At 64.9% G+C, this 17,238-nt stretch carries 15 protein-coding genes; 4 read left to right on the top strand and 11 right to left on the bottom strand.

Translation table 11 applies throughout. The features are described from left to right. Window positions 1–4 precede the first annotated feature (4 nt). Complete coding sequence (locus tag BLIN9172_RS11435) at window positions 5–346, top strand: RNA polymerase-binding protein RbpA (protein WP_025778355.1); 342 nt, start codon at window positions 5–7, stop codon at window positions 344–346. Between the two features lie 126 nt (window positions 347–472). Here BLIN9172_RS11435 and BLIN9172_RS11430 read toward each other — a convergent pair whose 3' ends face one another. Next, window positions 473–1,222, bottom strand: coding sequence for a polyprenol monophosphomannose synthase (locus BLIN9172_RS11430; RefSeq protein ID WP_240812061.1), 750 nt, complete (start codon window positions 1,220–1,222; stop codon window positions 473–475). Between the two features lie 308 nt (window positions 1,223–1,530). Beyond that, window positions 1,531–2,457, bottom strand: a complete 927-nt coding sequence (locus tag BLIN9172_RS11425) for an amidohydrolase family protein (RefSeq protein ID WP_101555202.1) — start codon at window positions 2,455–2,457, stop codon at window positions 1,531–1,533. A gap of 76 nt (window positions 2,458–2,533) precedes the next feature. On the opposite strand from BLIN9172_RS11425, the gene BLIN9172_RS11420 reads away from it, so the two are divergent. Further along, a complete protein-coding gene (locus BLIN9172_RS11420; protein ID WP_240812060.1) occupies window positions 2,534–4,243 on the top strand; it encodes a 5'-3' exonuclease H3TH domain-containing protein in 1,710 nt (569 codons plus the stop codon). Window positions 4,244–4,285: 42 nt separating this feature from the next. Then, window positions 4,286–6,547: an accessory Sec system translocase SecA2 gene (gene secA2 / locus BLIN9172_RS11415; RefSeq protein ID WP_101555200.1), complete on the top strand. Its 2,262-nt coding sequence runs from the start codon at window positions 4,286–4,288 to the stop codon at window positions 6,545–6,547. An 11-nt stretch (window positions 6,548–6,558) separates the two neighbouring features. Here secA2 and BLIN9172_RS11410 read toward each other — a convergent pair whose 3' ends face one another. The 5 genes from BLIN9172_RS11410 to BLIN9172_RS11390 all read right to left on the bottom strand — a co-directional run bounded on the left by BLIN9172_RS11410 (window position 6,559) and on the right by BLIN9172_RS11390 (window position 12,375). Beyond that, a complete protein-coding gene (locus tag BLIN9172_RS11410) occupies window positions 6,559–9,279 on the bottom strand; it encodes a DEAD/DEAH box helicase (RefSeq protein ID WP_101555199.1) in 2,721 nt (906 codons plus the stop codon). Further along, complete coding sequence (gene tatC / locus BLIN9172_RS11405; protein ID WP_308297778.1) at window positions 9,272–10,114, bottom strand: twin-arginine translocase subunit TatC; 843 nt, start codon at window positions 10,112–10,114, stop codon at window positions 9,272–9,274. Before tatC ends, BLIN9172_RS11410 begins: the two co-directional genes overlap by 8 nt. Further along, complete coding sequence (gene tatA / locus BLIN9172_RS11400; RefSeq protein ID WP_025778362.1) at window positions 10,111–10,395, bottom strand: twin-arginine translocase TatA/TatE family subunit; 285 nt, start codon at window positions 10,393–10,395, stop codon at window positions 10,111–10,113. The genes tatC and tatA overlap by 4 nt, the downstream gene beginning before the upstream one ends. An 86-nt stretch (window positions 10,396–10,481) precedes the next feature. Continuing rightward, window positions 10,482–11,369: a WYL domain-containing transcriptional regulator gene (locus BLIN9172_RS11395; RefSeq protein ID WP_101555198.1), complete on the bottom strand. Its 888-nt coding sequence runs from the start codon at window positions 11,367–11,369 to the stop codon at window positions 10,482–10,484. Then, window positions 11,353–12,375, bottom strand: coding sequence for a helix-turn-helix transcriptional regulator (locus BLIN9172_RS11390; RefSeq protein WP_231488558.1), 1,023 nt, complete (start codon window positions 12,373–12,375; stop codon window positions 11,353–11,355). Before BLIN9172_RS11390 ends, BLIN9172_RS11395 begins: the two co-directional genes overlap by 17 nt. A 40-nt stretch (window positions 12,376–12,415) precedes the next feature. Here BLIN9172_RS11390 and BLIN9172_RS11385 point away from each other — a divergent pair, with 40 nt between their 5' ends. Continuing rightward, window positions 12,416–13,549, top strand: a complete 1,134-nt coding sequence (locus BLIN9172_RS11385) for a DUF3866 family protein (RefSeq protein ID WP_101555197.1) — start codon at window positions 12,416–12,418, stop codon at window positions 13,547–13,549. Window positions 13,550–13,695: 146 nt separating this feature from the next. On the opposite strand, the gene BLIN9172_RS11380 is transcribed toward BLIN9172_RS11385, so the two are convergent. The 4 genes from BLIN9172_RS11380 to prcA form a co-directional block, all read right to left on the bottom strand. Beyond that, entirely contained in the window at window positions 13,696–14,070 is a 375-nt protein-coding gene (locus BLIN9172_RS11380; protein ID WP_025778366.1) for an FKBP-type peptidyl-prolyl cis-trans isomerase, read from the bottom strand. A 44-nt stretch (window positions 14,071–14,114) separates the two neighbouring features. Next, the gene (locus BLIN9172_RS11375; RefSeq protein WP_231488560.1) at window positions 14,115–15,071 is read right to left on the bottom strand and encodes an FKBP-type peptidyl-prolyl cis-trans isomerase; all 957 of its coding nucleotides are present in this window, start codon (window positions 15,069–15,071) and stop codon (window positions 14,115–14,117) included. 64 nt (window positions 15,072–15,135) lie between these two features. After that, the gene (gene pafA, locus BLIN9172_RS11370) at window positions 15,136–16,539 is read right to left on the bottom strand and encodes a Pup--protein ligase (protein ID WP_101555196.1); all 1,404 of its coding nucleotides are present in this window, start codon (window positions 16,537–16,539) and stop codon (window positions 15,136–15,138) included. Next, window positions 16,540–17,229 (bottom strand): proteasome subunit alpha, encoded by a 690-nt coding sequence (gene prcA / locus BLIN9172_RS11365; RefSeq protein ID WP_101555195.1) that lies wholly within the window; start codon window positions 17,227–17,229, stop codon window positions 16,540–16,542. Window positions 17,230–17,238: the final 9 nt, after the last annotated feature.

Below are 17,238 nucleotides of genomic sequence, written 5' to 3'. Positions count from 1 at the left end.
AGATATGAGCGAACGCAGTCTCCGCGGAACACAGTTGGGCTCGCGCAGCCTCGAAACCGAAGAGGGCGTCGAGCCGGCACCCCGCCAGATGGTCGAATTCGAATGCGAAGACGGGACCCGTTTCAAGGTGCCGTTCTCGATCGAAGCCGAAGTCCCTTCGACCTGGGATTCCGGAATGCACGGCATCGGCGTCCGCGTCGGAGTCAACGAGCCCGACGGCGATCCCGTCAAGCATGTGCGTTCCCACTGGGACATGCTTCTGGAACGCCGGTCTTTCGACGAACTCCAGGTGCTCCTCGACGAACGCCTCGCGATCCGTCGCGGTGAGGTACCGGCCCAAAGCTGAACCAGCCGCAACAGGGAGCCATAAGGGGTGCAGGTCAACGGACCTGCACCCCTTCTTACTACCTGACGGCGGCCTAGCAACCTCGCGCGAGGTTGCTAGGCCGCCGTCAGGTAGTAATTGAGGGGGTTAGGGGGTGCGGGTGAGGAGACGACGCAGCTGATTGCGACGGCGAGTCAGGCCCCAACCGGCGACCTTCGTGAACGCTTCGGTGATGATCGAGCCGCTCATCTTCGATTCGCCGAGCTCGCGTTCGACGAAGACGATGGGCACCTCGGCGACCCGGAACCCGGCCTCGACGGTGCGGTAGGTCATGTCGATCTGGAAGCAGTATCCCTGCGACTGGACGTCGGAGAGATCGAGCGCCTCGAGCACGGGACGTCTGTAGGCACGGAATCCTGCCGTTGCGTCCTTGACTCCCAATCCCATGACCGCGTTGACATAGACGTTCGCGCCGCGGGAGAGGAAGAACCGGGATCTGGGCCAGTCGACGATCTCTCCGCCCGGAACCCACCGGGATCCGATGATGAGGTCTCCTCGCCCCTCCGCGGCAGCGTCGAGCAGCTGCCCCAGGTCGAGGGAACGGTGCGAGCCGTCGGCGTCGAACTCGCAGATGATCTCGTAGTCGCGTTCCAGCGCCCATTGGAATCCGGCGATATAGGCCATGCCGAGTCCGGACTTCTCGGTGCGGTGGAGGACGTTGATCCGGGGATCTGCCGCAGCCTGCTCATCGGCCCACTCCCCCGTTCCGTCCGGGGAGCTGTCATCGACGATGAGAACGTCGATATCAGGCTGCTGATCGAACAGTCCGGCCAGAGTCACGGGGAGGGCGAGACGTTCGTTGAAGGTGGGGATGACGACAAGAATCTTGGAAAGCACGCACTCCACGATACGCGGTCGTCGCCTCAGACAATGAGTCGACACCCCCGCCTTCGGACCACGCTGCCGTGGCGGCGAGTTATCTATTGACGGGAGTGCCGACTCCATCCCGCACCAAGCGGAATGCTCACGTCGAATCTAGTGGCCCATCGAGACTTCGCAAAATCGCCGTGACCTGGGCTGATACCTGAAACCGCAGGTCACAGGCCCAACCGGAAGAACGAAAATTTCGAGTTATCGGTGTGTCGGCTGGACACGCCTGACCCCGCTGAGGCGTCAGCGGGCCCTCCCGCATCTGCAGGTCCGGATCAGAGTTCCACCCGGGTGGGCAGAGCCACGTCCGGAGACAGCTCGGGCAGTCCCGGAGTCCCGGACCGCGGATCGGTGCTCCAGGCGGCGACGCGCGGGTCGGCGACCTGGACGACGAGACGGTCGACCTTCCACCGCACGATATCGGCATCGGCTCCGGGCGCGAGCACTCCCCCTTCCGGGTGTCCGGCCGCGCGATGAGCGAAGCGGGTCGCCGCGTTGAACGCAGCGCGGGCACCGATGCCCCCGTCGCCGACGACGGCGCTGCGCACTCCTGCCCAGGGTGAGGTCTCGGAATGGCTGAAGGACACCTGTGCCCCGGCCGAGAGCAGCTGAGCCAGGGGCTGCGGCTGCGCGGGGTCGAGCGTGATGGCGATTCCGCTGCGGCCGAGGGACTGCACCTGCTCGTCCGAAACGGCGAAGTCCAGCCGCAGACGGTAACCGTGACGCTGGGCATGAGCGGCATCGGCACGCAGGACCTCGAGCACGGCGGTGAGCTGGTCGTTCGAATCGACGAGGATGAACAGGCTCAGCGCCGGAAGATCCTCGAGCGTGAGGAGATCGGCCGCGGAGATCGAAGCACGTCCGGCTTCGACGGAACCGGAGCCCAGCTGCGGGTAGTCGACGATCGACAGACCGTCCGGGGCGTCGGCAGCGAACTGCGCAATCTGCTCGGCGCTGCCGATCGCGTGCACATGCGTGAACCCCTGCGCGAACAGATCGGCCGCCGTCGGGACTGATTCGTCGACGATCAGACCGGCGTGAACGAATCCGGGTGTGAGGAAGTCCTCACCGAGGTCGATCGCCTCCGGGTCCAGGGCCTTGGCCGCTTCATCGGAACCGATGAACGAGACCTTTCCGTCCGCATGCCCCAGTGCCGTCGCGAAAGGGTCGGCACTGCTGTAAACATCTCCACCAAAGTACATAGTCACAGCCGACAGGCTACACCGTCGGCCGTGGCGGCTACACCTGTGTCAGGAGGGTCGGGTATCGTCACCTGATGTGAAGCCCTTGGTTCTGCTCGATACGCCAGCTCTGTACTATCGCGCCTTCTATTCGGTGCCGGATTCGATCGTCAATGCCGACGGTCATCCGGTCAACGCCGTGCGCGGGGTGCTCGACACCGTTGCCCAGATGGTGCGCCGCTTCGACACCGATCGTGTCATTGCGACGATGGACGCCGATTGGCGTCCGGCCTTCCGTACCGCGATCATGCCCGAATACAAGGCCGCACGCGTCAAAGATGAGGAGGCCGGCACGGAGATCCCTCCCGAGCTGGCAGTGCAGCTGCCGATCATGAATCGCGTCCTCAGCGCTGCCGGAATCCCCATCGCCGAGGTGGCCGGAACCGAAGCCGATGACGTCATCGCCACGATGGCCGCCCAATCGACGACCCCCGTGATCATCGTCTCCCCCGATCGGGACCTGCTGGCGCTGCTCGACTCGTCCGCCGATGTCAGTGTTCTGCGCCCCCGCAAGGGCGGCGAGTGGGAGGCCCTGACCCAGGCGGGTCTGCCGAACGCCTACGGAGTGCCCGACGGCACCCGCTACCGTGAGCTGGCAGCTCTGCGCGGCGACCCGTCCGACGGGCTGCCCGGAGCCCCCGGGATCGGGGAGAAGACTGCGGCGACCCTGCTGGAGAACTTCGGTTCCCTCGAATCGATCATCAAGGCCGCCAAAGCCGGCGTGAAGACCGGTGGCCTCAGCCCGAAGCGGGCCGCAACGATCATCGAGGTCGAAGAGACCCTGCACAAGACGCTCGAGGTCATGCGCTGCCTGACCGACGTCGACCACGGCATCGACCTCGACAGCGTTCCGAACGGCCTTGACCGCGCCGCAGTCGTGGACGCCGCTGACGGACAGAACATCCGCCGTTCCGTCGACAACCTCACCAGTGCGCTCGAATCCGTGTCAGGAGCCGACGCTGCCGCAGCCTCGCACGAGGCCGCCTCCCAGGCGGCCGCACAGTCCGACGCGGTCGCGCAGCCCAAGTCGCCCGAGTCCGCCGAATCGGCGCCGCGGTCGGCCGGGACCGATTCATGGGTGCAGTCACGGCTCGTCGGCTTCGACCTCGAGACCACCGGAGTCGAACCGGCCACCGCCCGCATCGTCACCGCCGCCTTCGTCGACTCGCCTGCTCAGGTGCGCACATGGCTGGCGGATCCGGGCATCGAGATCCCGGAATCGGCGCGTGCCGTCCACGGCATCACCACCGAATTCGCACGCGCCAACGGTTCGGCCGCCGCCCAGGTCGTCAGTGAACTGTGTGCAGAATTCGCCGCACTCCGAGAAGAAGGCGCCGTCGTCGTCGGGCACAACGTCGTCTACGACCTCAGTGTGATGGCAGCGGAAGTCGCCCGCCATCGACCGGACATCGATTTCGCCTCGATCATCCCGACGATCGTCGACACATTCGTCGTCGACAAACAGATCGACCCCTATCGCAGGGGAAAACGAACGCTCATCGAGACGGCGAAGACCTACCGCATCGAACTCCTCGACGCCCACGATGCCGCCGCCGACGCCCTGGCCGCTCTGGACATTTCCCGAGCATTGGCCGAAAAGTCCACGGAAATCTCCTCGCTGAGCAACGATGAGATCATGGCCGCACAGGCCGATTGGAAGCGCTCACAGGCGGCAGGACTGCAGGCCTGGCTGCGGAAGAAGGGCAACGCCGAGGCCGTCGTCGACGGTTCGTGGCCCATGTCCTGAACGCTAGACTCGACACCGACGCACCAACGACGAAGGACGACAATGGGATTCTTTTCTCGCCTGCTCAACCGACCCGGCTCTCATGCGGAGAAGACGACAGGTTGGTTCGAGCGCGCCGCCGACGATCTGGACGCGGCCGGGCGCGAATTCTCCGAACTCAGCGATTCCGAACTCACGGAGGCCGCCGGTGAGGTCTTCGCATCGGGCAGCCAGCAGCAGACGCTCATCCGCTACTGTGCTCTGGCACGCGAAGCCGGTAAGCGGGTCCTCGACGAACGAGCCTACGACACTCAGCTGCGAGGGCTCGTCGGACTCCTGCAGGGCAGCATCGTGCAGATGGCCACCGGTGAGGGCAAGACCCTCGTCGGCGCGCTGGCGGCAGCCGGCTACGCACTGCAGGGACGACGCGTGCACGTCGTCAGCGTCAACGACTACCTCGCCGTTCGAGACCGCAATTGGATGAAACCGCTGTTCGACCTCCTCGGTGTGAAATCCGCTTCGATCTCGGGCGCACAGGCCGACGATGAACGACGTGGGGCCTACCGTGCCGAAGTCGTCTATGCGTCGGTGACCGAGGTCGGTTTCGATGTCCTCCGCGACCGGTTCCTCACCGAGGATGCCGATCAGCGGGTCCCCGAACGCGACGTCGTCATCGTCGACGAGGCCGATTCCGTGCTCATCGATGAGGCACGTGTGCCGCTGGTCCTCGCCGGTTCGGCCAGCGTCCAGGACACCGATACCGCGATCGCAGCGCTCGTGTCCCGACTCAGTCCGGACACCGACTTCGAAGTCAGTGCCGACCGACATGCCGTCTCACTCACCGATGCCGGAGTCGACAGGGTCGAGGACGAACTCGACGTCGAACTCTTCAAAGAGGATTCCGAGACGCTCGCCGCCGTCAATCTCGCTCTCCACGCCCGGGCGCTGGTCAAACGCGATGTCGATTACCTCGTCGTCGACGGACGCGTCAAACTCATCTCCTCCTCCCGAGGCCGCGTGGCCGAACTCCAGCGCTGGCCCGACGGGCTCCAGGCCGCAGTCGAAGCCAAGGAGAGCCTCGACGCCACCGACAGCGGGGAGATCCTCGACCAGATGACGGTCGAAGAGCTCATCCACGGCTATGAGACCGTGTGCGGTATGACCGGCACCGCGCTGGCCGTCGGTGACGATCTGCGCGAATTCTATGGGCTGGAGATCGTCCCCATCGACACACATCTGCCAGTGATCCGCAGCGACGAACCCGATCGCCTGTTCACTTATCAGGAGTCGAAGGAACGCGCGATCGTCGAGGAAGTCGTCGACAATCACGCCCGCAGACGTCCCGTACTCATCGGCACCTCATCGGTGGCAGAGAGCGAGTCCCTGGCCGAACGGCTCACCGAACGCGGAATCGACGTCGCCGTCCTCAATGCGAAGGACGATTCCCGGGAAGCCGAGATCATCGCGAAGGCCGGCGCGCCGGGCGCCGTGACGGTGTCGACGCAGATGGCCGGTCGCGGCACGGATATCCGACTGGCCGATGACGACGTCGCCGAGGCCGGGGGCCTCCTCGTCATCGGTGCCGGTCGCTATCCGTCATCCCGACTCGACGACCAGCTGCGCGGGCGCGCGGGTCGTCAGGGCGATCCCGGCACGTCTGTGTTCTTCACCAGCCTCGAAGACGAACTGGTCACCAGGGTTCCCGAGATCCAACGCTTCGTCTCCGAGGGTGATGAGACCGGGCTCATCGAATCCAAGCGCGCACTCGGCCTCGTCGAACACGCTCAGCGCATCGCCGAAGGCCAGAACACCGCTCTGCATCGTGACACCTGGCGCTTCAATGAGCTCATGGCCAAACAGCGTGAGCTCGTCCTCGAACGCCGAGCCGAGATCCGCAAGGCCGACGAACCCGTCGAACAGCTGCGCAAGGAACTCGGCGACCGTGCCGATGAGATCGCGCAGGAGCACTCGGAGGAGCTGCTCGACTCGGTTCTCCGCGAGGTCATGCTCTTCCACCTTGACGCACGCTGGGTCGATCACCTCGCCTTCCTCAACGACCTGCGAGAGGGCATCCACCTGCGCACCTTCGCCAGAGAGAAGCCGCACGAAGCGTTCAACACCGAATCGATCCGCGTCTTCTCATCCTTCTGGTCCGATGTCATCGACGATTCGACGGCGACGATCAAGGAGGCGACGATCACCGAGGAGGGAATCGACCTCGAATCGCACGGGCTGAAGCGTCCGTCGTCGACGTGGACCTACCTGACGACGGAGAACGCCTTCGGCTCCGATATCGAGAACATCGTCAAGAAGGTCCGTCGCTGAGACGATGACGCTCAGGAGTCGGCGACGACTCCGCGCCGGATCGCTTCGACCGTACGACGCACGCGCACCGCGGTCTGCGGGTCGATGACCTCAGCGACCTGACCGAGGAGATCGAGACTCTGCTTGGCCCATCTGACGAAGTCTCCGGCGGCGATATCGCTGCCCCGCAGTGACTCCGACAGCGTTTTGCCTTCGGTCCACCGGTACATCGGTCTGATCAGCCCGCGATCCGGTTCGTCCGTCGTATTCAGTGCGTGCTGCTCTTCCAGGTGGAAGAGTCGACGCCAGATCGTCTCGGACTCATCGCAGACGGCCTTGAGATCGGCGCTCGGCGCCCGATGCGCGGTCAGGGTGTCTCTGCGCGATTGGAAGACGAAGATCGATGCGAACGCTGCGAGCTCCGGCTCATTGAGTCTGTCCCACAGCCCGGCCCGGATCGTCAGCGCCACCAGAAGATCCCGTTCGCCGTAGATCCGACGCAGCATCGTCGAATGCTCGGGGTCGAACCCGAGTCCCCGCAGCACGTCCTGGACCCGGTCGAAGACCAGAGCGATCGAGGTGGTGCGTCCTTCGATGCGGGCGATGAGCGATTCGTTCTCCCGGATGAGCTTGTCCGCGCGGTTGGCCCAACGGGCGTGGAGCTCCCGATCCGGGCAGTCGTGGCACGGGTGTGCCCGCATCTGCGCCTGGAGCTCGGCCACTGTGGTGCTCTCGCCCTGATGCTGTCGGCTCGATTCCCAGTGGGCTTCGGAATCCACTCGGCCATCGTGAATGGCGGCCTCGAGGATGGACAGCAGCTGCCTGCGGTCGCCTGCCTGCCGATGGTTGAATTTCTTCGGCACCCGGACTCGCCCCTGCGAGGCGACGGGTTCTGTCACCTCGTGCGGGCGCAGGTGCCACACCTTGCCCTGTTCGGTGAGGACGGTGGGAAGTCGGGAGACACCGTCTTTGTTGCTCATCGGAGCGATGATGACCGCGCGACCACCGACCCGCTTGGCCGGCATCGTCACCACATCGCCGATCTTGAGCGCGGTGAGGGACTCGACGATATCGCGCTGCCTGTTCCGCGATTTCGTCCTGGTCTCCTGCTTCTGCGTGTCCGAGATCGCCCGACGCAGCCCGGCGTATTCCGAGAAGTCACCCAGGTCGCAGTGCATCGACTTCTCATACGCCTCGATCGTGGCTTCGTTCTTGCGCACCTTTCGCGCCAGGCCGACCACGGCCTTATCGGCCTGGAACTGGGCGAACGAGGTCTCGAGCACCTTGGCCGCTTCCTCGGAGCTCATCCGCGACAGCAGATTCGCCGTCATGTTGTACGTCGGTCCGAACGCCGAGTTCAGCGCGTAGGAACGGTTCGACGCCAGGGCCGCCAGCTCGCTGACCTCGATGGTCGGGTGCCACACCACGACGGAATGGCCGATGCGGTCGATTCCGCGGCGACCGGCACGTCCGGTCAGCTGGGTGTACTCCCCCGGAGTGATCATCACATGCGCTTCGCCGTTGAATTTCACGAGCTTCTCGAGCACGACGGTGCGAGCGGGCATGTTGATGCCCAACGCCAGGGTCTCGGTGGCGAAGACGACCTTGATGATTCCCTGCGAGAACAGCTCTTCGACGAGCTGTTTGAACTGCGGGATCATCCCCGCATGGTGCGCGGCCACTCCGAGCAGCAGACCTTCCCGGAAGGTGTGATAGCCGAGGATGCCGAGATCCTCGTCGGCGAGATCATCGCGCAGCGACTCGAGAGCGGCGTTGACGATCGTCTTCTCTTCGCGGGAGTTGAGGTCGGTGCCCGTGCTCAGATACTGTTCGACGGCTTCATCGCAGCCGTTGCGGGAGAAGATGAACATGATCGCCGGCAGCATCGCCGCCTCGGCGAGTGATGCCACCACCTGGGTGCGGCTGGGGCGGCGGAAACGCGCCCGGGTGGCACGTGCCCGTTTCGACCGTGGGCCCCCGTGCGTGCGGGTGGCGTGGTTGAGAGCCGGGTCGATCCGGTCGGAATCGCTGTGCGTGAATAGGTCGTACATCCGGTGGCCGACCAGGACATGGTTGACCAGCGGCACCGGCCGGTGACTCGTCGAGACGATCGTCGTCGGTCCTCTGACCTCACGCAGCCAGGCTCCGAACTCTTCGACATTGGACACCGTCGCCGACAGCGACACCATCTGCACACGGTCGGGAAGATGGATGATGACCTCTTCCCACACCGGCCCACGGAACCGGTCGGCGAGGTAGTGAACTTCGTCGAGGACGACGAAGCCGAGATCCGACAGACCCGCCACGTCATTGTAGAGCATATTGCGCAGCACTTCGGTGGTCATGACGATGATCGGCGCATCGCGGCGGATCGACGTGTCACCGGTGAGCAGCCCGACATTGTCTGCCCCATGGACCTCGGCGAGGTCGTTGAATTTCTGATTGCTCAGCGCCTTGATCGGCGTGGTGTAGAAGACCCGTTTGCCCTCGCCCCGGGCCAGTTCCACGGCGAACTCCGCGATGAGCGTCTTGCCTGCGCCGGTCGGCGCCGTGACCAGCACGTCCTCCCCTTCCTGCAGGTGACTGCAGGCTTCGACCTGGAAGTCGTCGAGGGCGAACTCGGTGCGCTCCATGAACTGTCCCAAGGGGGTGCGGGCGAAATCCGCACGCGCCTTGAAGTCGGCATAGGCGGCGGAGGGACTCAGTGACTCCGCCGCAGGAGTCTCGGTCGAAAGCGGTGTGGGGTCAGTCATTCTTCTCTTCGTCGGTCAGTTCGTCCTCGTCGACCCACAGACCCTGCGCGATGAGGCGCTTCTTACGTCGGCGATCATTGAGCACACAGATCACCCAGGCCAGGCAGAACAGGGTCATCATGGGGATGACGAGGAAGAACATGGACATTGCGTCCGGAGTCGGGGTGGCGATCGCGGCGAACAGGAACACGAGCAAGACGATGATCCGCCATGACTTCATGATCCTCTCCGCCGACAGGATTCCGAGCATGTTCAGTCCCACCATGAGCACTGGCAGGACGAAGGCGAGCCCGAAGACCACGATGATGATCATCACGAAGCTCAGGTAGTCCTGCGCCGGGATGATGTTCGTGCCGCCCTCGGGAGTGAACGAGGTCAGAGCCGTCACGGCATTGGGCAATGCGAAGAACGCCATCGTCGACCCCGCCAGGAACAGCGGAATCGCTGCCCCGAGGAAACCGAGGGAGTACAGCTTCTCCTTGCGCTTCAGCCCCGGGACGATGAAGGCCCAGACCTCGTAGAGCCAGATCGGGCAGGAAAGGAAGAGCCCGATGAAGAACGAGAGTTTGATCTTCAGATCGAAGGGTGAGGCGACTCCGGCGAAGTTGATCTCGGCCATCCGTCCGCCGTTGTCGCGGATCGTGCGGATCGGCTCTTGGAGGATGTCGAGGACGGGGTCGTAGAGGAACCAGCCTGCCACCGCACCCAGAGCGATGGCGCTGGCGGAGATGATGACGCGGTTGCGCAACTCGACGAGGTGCCCGACGACGGGCATCTTCTTCTCAGGATTGTTCTTCCGTGATCGAGAGGGCTTCCGCTGACTGTTCTCTTTCACTTCTCGTGAGACTGCGGGTCCTGCTTCTCTCGCCGCGACTCCTCGGTGCCGGTGGTCTCACCGGCGGACGTGGAGGAATCGGTCGAGGAGTTCTGGTTGAGCGCTCCCGGCTCGGTGCTCTTGCCGGATTCGTCCTCGTCGCCGCGCAGATCCTTGACCTCGGACTTGAAGATCTTCATCGACTGTCCCAGGCTTCGGGCCAGCTGCGGCAGTTTGGGTGCGCCGAAGATGATCACGATGATGAGGATCACGATCGCGATCTGCACGAAACTTGGTCTCATGGGGAGCTCCTTGGATTGTTGATGCTGTGGAAGAGTCTACGCGCTGCGGCTGAGCCTTTCATCCACTTCCGGACGGCGTCTTCGTCTCAGCCGAGCCTGTTCAGGGCGCCCGCAACGGCTTCGGTGTCGTCGATCTCGGTGATGACATCGGCATGACAGAGCAGGAACCGGCTGAGCCAATCCACAGAATGCACGAGCAGGCGGATGCGCACGCTCGTGTCTCCATCGTCGAGGTACTCCCGATTCGTCACGTCGAGTTCATCTGCCAGCCATGCTCCCGCGGCTGCGAGGCCGAGGGTGACCTCATAGGAGTTCGTTGTGGCAACGCTGACCGCCATCGGCGGATGCGCGGCCGACTCCCAGGACCGGATGCGACCCAGCGCGAAACGGCGAGGCGCTCCGGCCGAATAGCACCACGCATCGACGTACCAGTCAGCACCGGGGACCAGCCGGGTCGGGGCGATGGTCCGCGTGGTGAGTTCGTCACGGGAGCCCACATAGTAGTCGATCCGCAGCGCAGTGCCGTCTTCCACCGCTTTTCGCAGAGCGGCCAGAAGCTCTTCGTCGGCGTCGATGGGGCTGACGTCGACCGCCGTGCGCAGGTTCTCTCCTGCCGCTGCGCGCAACTTGGCCGCGGCGGTGGCCACCGCCGCGGAATCGAGCCCTGGCAGGGACGAGAGCATGTCGAGAGCGAGCACGAGGATTCCGGCCTCCTCGGCGCTGAGCCGCACGGGCATGGAGACCTCTTCGGCGTTGGAGATGAAGATCTGCCCGCCCTCCCACGACGCATCGATGAGGTCATCGGGCATATGGCCGGGTCGACCGGTGACGAAGAGCAGCTGAAGATCGTCGATGAGGGTGGCGGAGTCGATGCCGAAATAGGCAGCGGTCTCTTCGAGATCCGCGCCCGGATGGGCATCGAGGTACGGGACGAGGCTGAGCAATCGGGTGAGGCGTTCACGCGCTGAGGACACTGGTGCCTCCCAAACGGTTGAGCGATCGGCGAATCGTTTCGCGTCTGCGGTCGACGGCGCGCACGAGTTCGGGCGGATCGACCACGTCCACGGCGTCCCCGAAGCCGACGATCTCGGCGGCGAGGGCATCGACATCGGAATAGCCGATGACCACCTCGTCGCCGTCGCTGCGGATCCGTCGACGGCGCAGCGGATCGGCCCGGTGAGCGCGGATGTGCAGCGTCGCCTCGGCGACGACGGCCATCTCGGAACTCGACTGCAGCGCCAGCTGCGGGGAGAAGTCCTCGGGGATCTCATAGTCTCCGGGTTCGCGGCCGCTGAGCTTCGCGATCCCACCCTCGACGCGGGAGAGCCGGAAGGTGCGTCGGGCCTCGCGGTCGAGGTCGAAGCCGAAGAGGTAGACACGGTCGCCGCGGCTGAGCAGCGCATAGGGTTCCAGCTTCACCTTCCGCACGCTCTGACCGGGCTTGTGATACCGGAAGCCGATGGCTTCGCGGGCGTTGATGTGGTGGAGGGCGGTGGCGAAGTTCGCGCTGGCCAGCCGGTGTGCGGCGGTACCCGGATCGACGTTTCCCGGCCCGTCGGCGGACTGGTCGAGGTCGATGCCGAGTGCGCGCAGCTTCGTCAGCGCCTGAGACGAGGACTCCCCGAGCTCGGTCTCGGACCAGAACGCGGCGGCCACGGTCACAGCGGCCACCTCTGCGGGAGTGAGGTCGACGTCGCCCATCGCATAGTCGGCGGTGGAGATCCGATACCCCGTCTCCCCCGCATCACCGTAGACATCGTGTTCGGCTCGCGTTGCGATGGTGATGCCCATGTGTCGCAGCAGCTCCTTGTCGCGGGAGAATTTGCGATCGAAGGCGACCTCATCGAGCCCGGAATAGCCGTCGATGGCGCTCATCAGCGTCTTGCGCGACACCCAGCCGCGGGAAGCGCGCAGGGCGATCAGCAGATTCATCAGCCGTTCGGTCTGCTGTCTCTGTCTGCTGGTGCGAGGTGTATTCACGATTCCACCGTAACCTAGGCCGGGCGATAGTCTTGGGACCATGATTCATTGGCGCAAAGGAATCGTCGCAGCGATTCGCTCCACCCGGCCAGGATACACAGAGCTCGACGTCGACCTGGACGAGACTGTGCCGGGAACCGATGTGAGATCCATCCGGGCGATCGCCTACACCGATGCCGTAGGACAACCGCAGAGCCAGGACACCGTCATCGTCAATGTCTCGGCTCTGGCGAAGAGGCTGGGCACCGGCGGCTTCGGGCTCATCGTCGCCCTGCCCGATGCGCTGCCGACCGATCCTCCGGAGGGTCCCGGCCATCTCGTCAAGGACCGCTATTCCCCGTTGCAGACGATGGTCCTCGGCGTCGACGATCAGGAATCGCAGCATCATTCCACCCTCGCCGAGGCGGAGCACCTCGACGGCATGCCCGTGATCGTCGCCGATCTGCATTCGGCTCTGCCCGCGGCGATCGCCGGAATCCGCGCCGTCGACCCGTCGCTGTCGGTGGCGTATGTGCTCAGTGACGGCGCGGCTCTGCCGTCTCCGTTCTCGCAGGCCGTCGCCGGGCTCAAGGAGGCCGGCTGGCTTAAGGGCGTGATCAGCACCGGGCAGGCCTGGGGCGGAGACCTCGAAGCGGTGACGGTCCATACGGGACTGCTCGCGGCCAAGCATGTGATGGACGCCGACATCGCCATCGTCGCGCAGGGACCCGGGAACCTCGGCACCGGCACGAAGTACGGCTATTCGGGTCTGGTCACCGGAGAGCACCTCAACGCCGCAGCCCTGCTCGACGGGCGTCCTGTCGGCCTGCTGCGGATGTCGAATGCCGATGCCCGCGGCCGTCATTTCGGCATCTCCCATCATTCGCTGACGCCGTTGAGTGAGATCGCTCGACCGGGGATGACCGTGCCGGTGCCCGACTTCTCCACCCTCACCGAGGCGGAGCGAACCGAGATGGACCCGGATCCCGAAGTCGTGACCGCGACGGTGGCCGAGCAGCTGTCCCGGCTTGAGATGCATGATCTCGTCGACGTCGATCTGATGGGACTGTGGGATGCGCTGCGTGCCTCACCGGTGCGTCTGTCGACGATGGGCAGGAAGCTGCCGGCCGATGCGGCATCGTTCCTCGCCGCGGCCGCCGCGGGACGCTGCGCCGCCGGGCTCGTCCGCCGCTGACCGCGTCGAACACAGGTCACCGCCTCATCTCCGCAGAATCCCCCTCCGTGTCGGCGAAGACAGAGAAGACAGATGTGGCCGGGGTCCGAAGAACCCGGCCACAGTCGTCTGGCAGGATCAGCGCGTGCTGATCATCGTGCTGATGCTCAGCGCACGTTCTCGAGGTCGCAGACGAAGATGAGCGACTCTCCGGGCTGGATGACTCCGCCGGCGCCCTGATCGCCGTACGCCAGGTGCGGCGGGATCTGCAGGGTGCGGCGTCCACCGACCTTCATACCCTGGATGCCCTGGTCCCAGCCGGAGATGACCATTCCGGAGCCGAGACGGAACTCCAGCGGGGTGCCGCGGTTGTACGAGGCGTCGAACTCCTCGCCCGTGGAATGGGCCACTCCGACGTAGTGCACGCTCACGGTGTCGCCGGGTCCCGCCTCGGCGCCGGTGCCGATGACATCATCGGTGATGATGAGCTCGGTCGGGGCGTCTCCGCCGGGGAAGTCGACTTCGGGCTTCTGCTTGCTCATGTGTTCCTCCTGGTGTCGGTTCTGTTGAGTGATCGGATCGGGTCTCAGCCCTGGGCCGAGAGGATGTCGACGACGAAGATCAGGGTCGCATCCCCCGGGATGGACGGTTCGCTGCCCTGTTCGCCGTAGCCCTTGTCCGGCGGGACGACGAGGACGACCTGGTCGCCGACCTTCTGACCGACGAGTCCCTCGTTCCAGCCGTCGATGACCTGAGCCTCGCCGACCGGGGCGACGACGAAGGGCTGTCCGTCCTTCTTCCAGTTCGAGTCGAAGGTCTTCGAGGTGTCGTCCCAGAGCCAGCCGGAGTACTTCACGGCGACGCTCTGACCCTTCTTGACCTCGTCGCCGTCGCCTTCGATCGTCGTGTAGGTCTCAAGCTCGGTCGGTTTCTTGCCTTTCGGCTTCGAGATCGACGGGGCACCGTCGTCGCCCCACTTCACGGTCACGGGGTTGTCCGACTGATCGGCCTTCTCACCCTCGGCGCGGGTCAACGGCTTCTTCGCGTCCTCGATGTCGATGACGTAGACGAGCGTCTGGGAGGCTTCGCCCTGCTGGGCACTGCCGTTGAGCGACATCATCACGCGTGATCCGACCTTAACGTCGATGAGTGCGTTGTAGAGGTCTTCGGAGATCTGCGACTTGTCCATGGGGAAACCTGCCGCGGCGTCCGAGTCGTAGCTGGATTCGACGGTTTTGCCGGTCGTGCCGGAGACCAGCGTCATCTGTGCCGTGACCTGTTCGCCGTCGGCGATCTTGTCGCCGGTGCCCTGTTCGAGCACCTTCTTCTCGGTCTTGTCCATGACCAGCGGTGCCTCAAAGCTGACCTCGGGCTTCTTCCCGATCTTGCCGTCGACGGTGATGTCGTCGAGGCTGGTCGACTTCGCATCCTGAGCGGCCACCGACGGCGGAGGTGTGGTCGAGTCCTCGGACTCATCACCCTGCCCGCAGGCCGAGAGCAGCAACAGGCCCGCCGCGATGGCGCTGAGCACTTTGGTGCGCACTGGTTTCCTTTCGTCACGCCGAGGCCGTGCCCGGATAGGGGCCAGACCGGATCACAGGGCGATCTTACAGGCCTGCGATGAGTGTTTCCGCCTGCGGGTGCGTCGTGGCGAACGGGTCCTTGAGTGCGACTGCTCGACCGGATTCGTCGTTGAGACGCAGGTGCACCCAGTCGACGGTGTAGTCGCGTCGGGCGGCATGGGCCGCGCGGACGAATTCACCGCGGATCGCCGCCCGTGTGCTCGCAGGCGGTGTGTCCTTCGCCCGTTCGGCCGCCTCGGCGGGGACGAGGATCTTCGCCATTCCGGCGGCTTCGAGCTTGGGAAACAGTCCCGTTGCGGGTGTGATGTCGTGGAAGGCGATGTCGAGGCGATGGATGCGTGCATCGGTGATATCGGTGATTCCGCGCTGCATGGACCGTTCGATGAGGGTGCGTTTCATCACCCAGTCGATCTCCGTGTCCACGGTCGAGAAGTCCTGCGATTCGACGGCGGTGAGCATCCGCGTCCACAGGTCGATGATGTAGTGGGCGAGTTCGTCGTCGCCGAGGCTGTGCTCCCCGGATTCCACGATCCGCTGTGCCCGGTCCCGGTAGTCGGCGAGCAGTCCCAGCGGCGTCGTCGTGGTTCCGTCCGTGCGTTCGAGCACGACCCGTCCCGTGAGATCGCGGGCGACGAGGCGGATATCGCGCACCGGGTGGCGCAGCCCGTTTTCCGGGATCCGCGCCCCCTGTTCGATGAGGTCGAGCATAAGAACGGCGGAACCGATCTTGAGCGCCGAGGTGGCTGTCGACATCGAGGAATCACCGACGATGACGTGCAGCCGCCGGTACTTCTCCGCATCGGCGTGCGGTTCGTCGCGGGCGTTGATGATCGGACGCGACCGCGTCGTCGCCGACGACAGTCCCTCCCACATGACATCGGATCGGGCGGAGAGACCGAACATCATCTCCGACCGGTCGGCTTCCTCATCGGGGGTGAAGGCCGAACGGCGCGGGATCACGGCTCCGGCACCGACGAGCAGCTGCCGGGTGACGAGGAAGGGCAGCAGCACCGTGGTCAGACGGTTGAAGTCGAGGGTGCGGCGGATGAGGAAGTTCTCGTGCGAGCCGTAGGAGTTCCCTGCCGCATCCGTGTTGTTCTTGACCATGTGCACACGTCCGCCGATGCCGTCGGCGTCGAGGGCGGCCTGCGCCTTGTCCAGCAGGTCGATCATCAGACCTTCGCCGGCCCGATCCTGGGCGAGCAGGTCGCCCAAGTCATCGCACTCGGCCGTCGCGTACTCCGGGTGGGAGCCGACGTCGAGGTAGAGGCGCGACCCGTTGGGCAGGAACACGTTCGACGACCGACCCCATTCGACGACGGGGCGGAAGAGGTAGCGGGCGATCTCCTCAGGGCCGATGCGCCGCCCCTCGGGATCGGCGGTGTGGGCGAGTCCGTATTCGGTTTCGAGCCCGTAGATGCGTGCCATTCAGTCCTCCCGCAGTTCGCTCATCGCCGCATCGTCGAGGCGGCGGAACGTCCGCTGCTTCGACGTCGTGCGATCGAGGACGGCGGCCTCGAGTGCGTCGGTGGCCAGGCTCGCCTGGGTTGCGGCGGCCAAAGCGGCGGCACCGTGGTTGAACACCTCGCACAGACTCATCTGCGAGCTGCGCACCCCTGCCAGAGATGCCGTGATCGCATCGGCCTGACCGCCGATGGCCACATGTTCGGTCTCGTCGATGACGGAGCCGTCGTAGCTGAGCCTGTAGAGCTGGTCGGTCTCGGGGGTGAGTCCGAGTTCGGCGACGACCAGTTCGACCTCGAAGGGCTTCGACTCGGTCGTGAAGACTCCTGCCAGCGTCTGCGCGTACGCGTTGCTCAGTCCACGAGCGGTGACGTCGGTGCGGTCATAGGAGTATCCGCGCAGATCGGCATAGCGGACTCCGGCCTGACGGAGGGTCTCGAATTCGTTGTACTTGCCGACGGCGGCGAAGCCGATCCGGTCGTAGATCTCAGCGATCTTGTGCAGCGTCGGTGACGGGTTCTCCGCCAGCAGCAGGATTCCGGCGTCGAAGCGCATGACGACCACGGAGCGGCCGCGGGCGATGCCCTTGCGGGCGAAGTCCGCCCGATCCTTCATCAGCTGTTCGGGCGAGACGTAGAACGGTGCCTGACTCATCGACGATCC

It is taken from the genome of Brevibacterium linens ATCC 9172 (assembly GCF_900169165.1).
Lineage (GTDB): Bacteria > Actinomycetota > Actinomycetes > Actinomycetales > Brevibacteriaceae > Brevibacterium > Brevibacterium linens.
The sequence above is the reverse complement of the archived record's forward strand: the minus strand, read 5'-3'. Positions and strand labels throughout refer to the sequence as shown.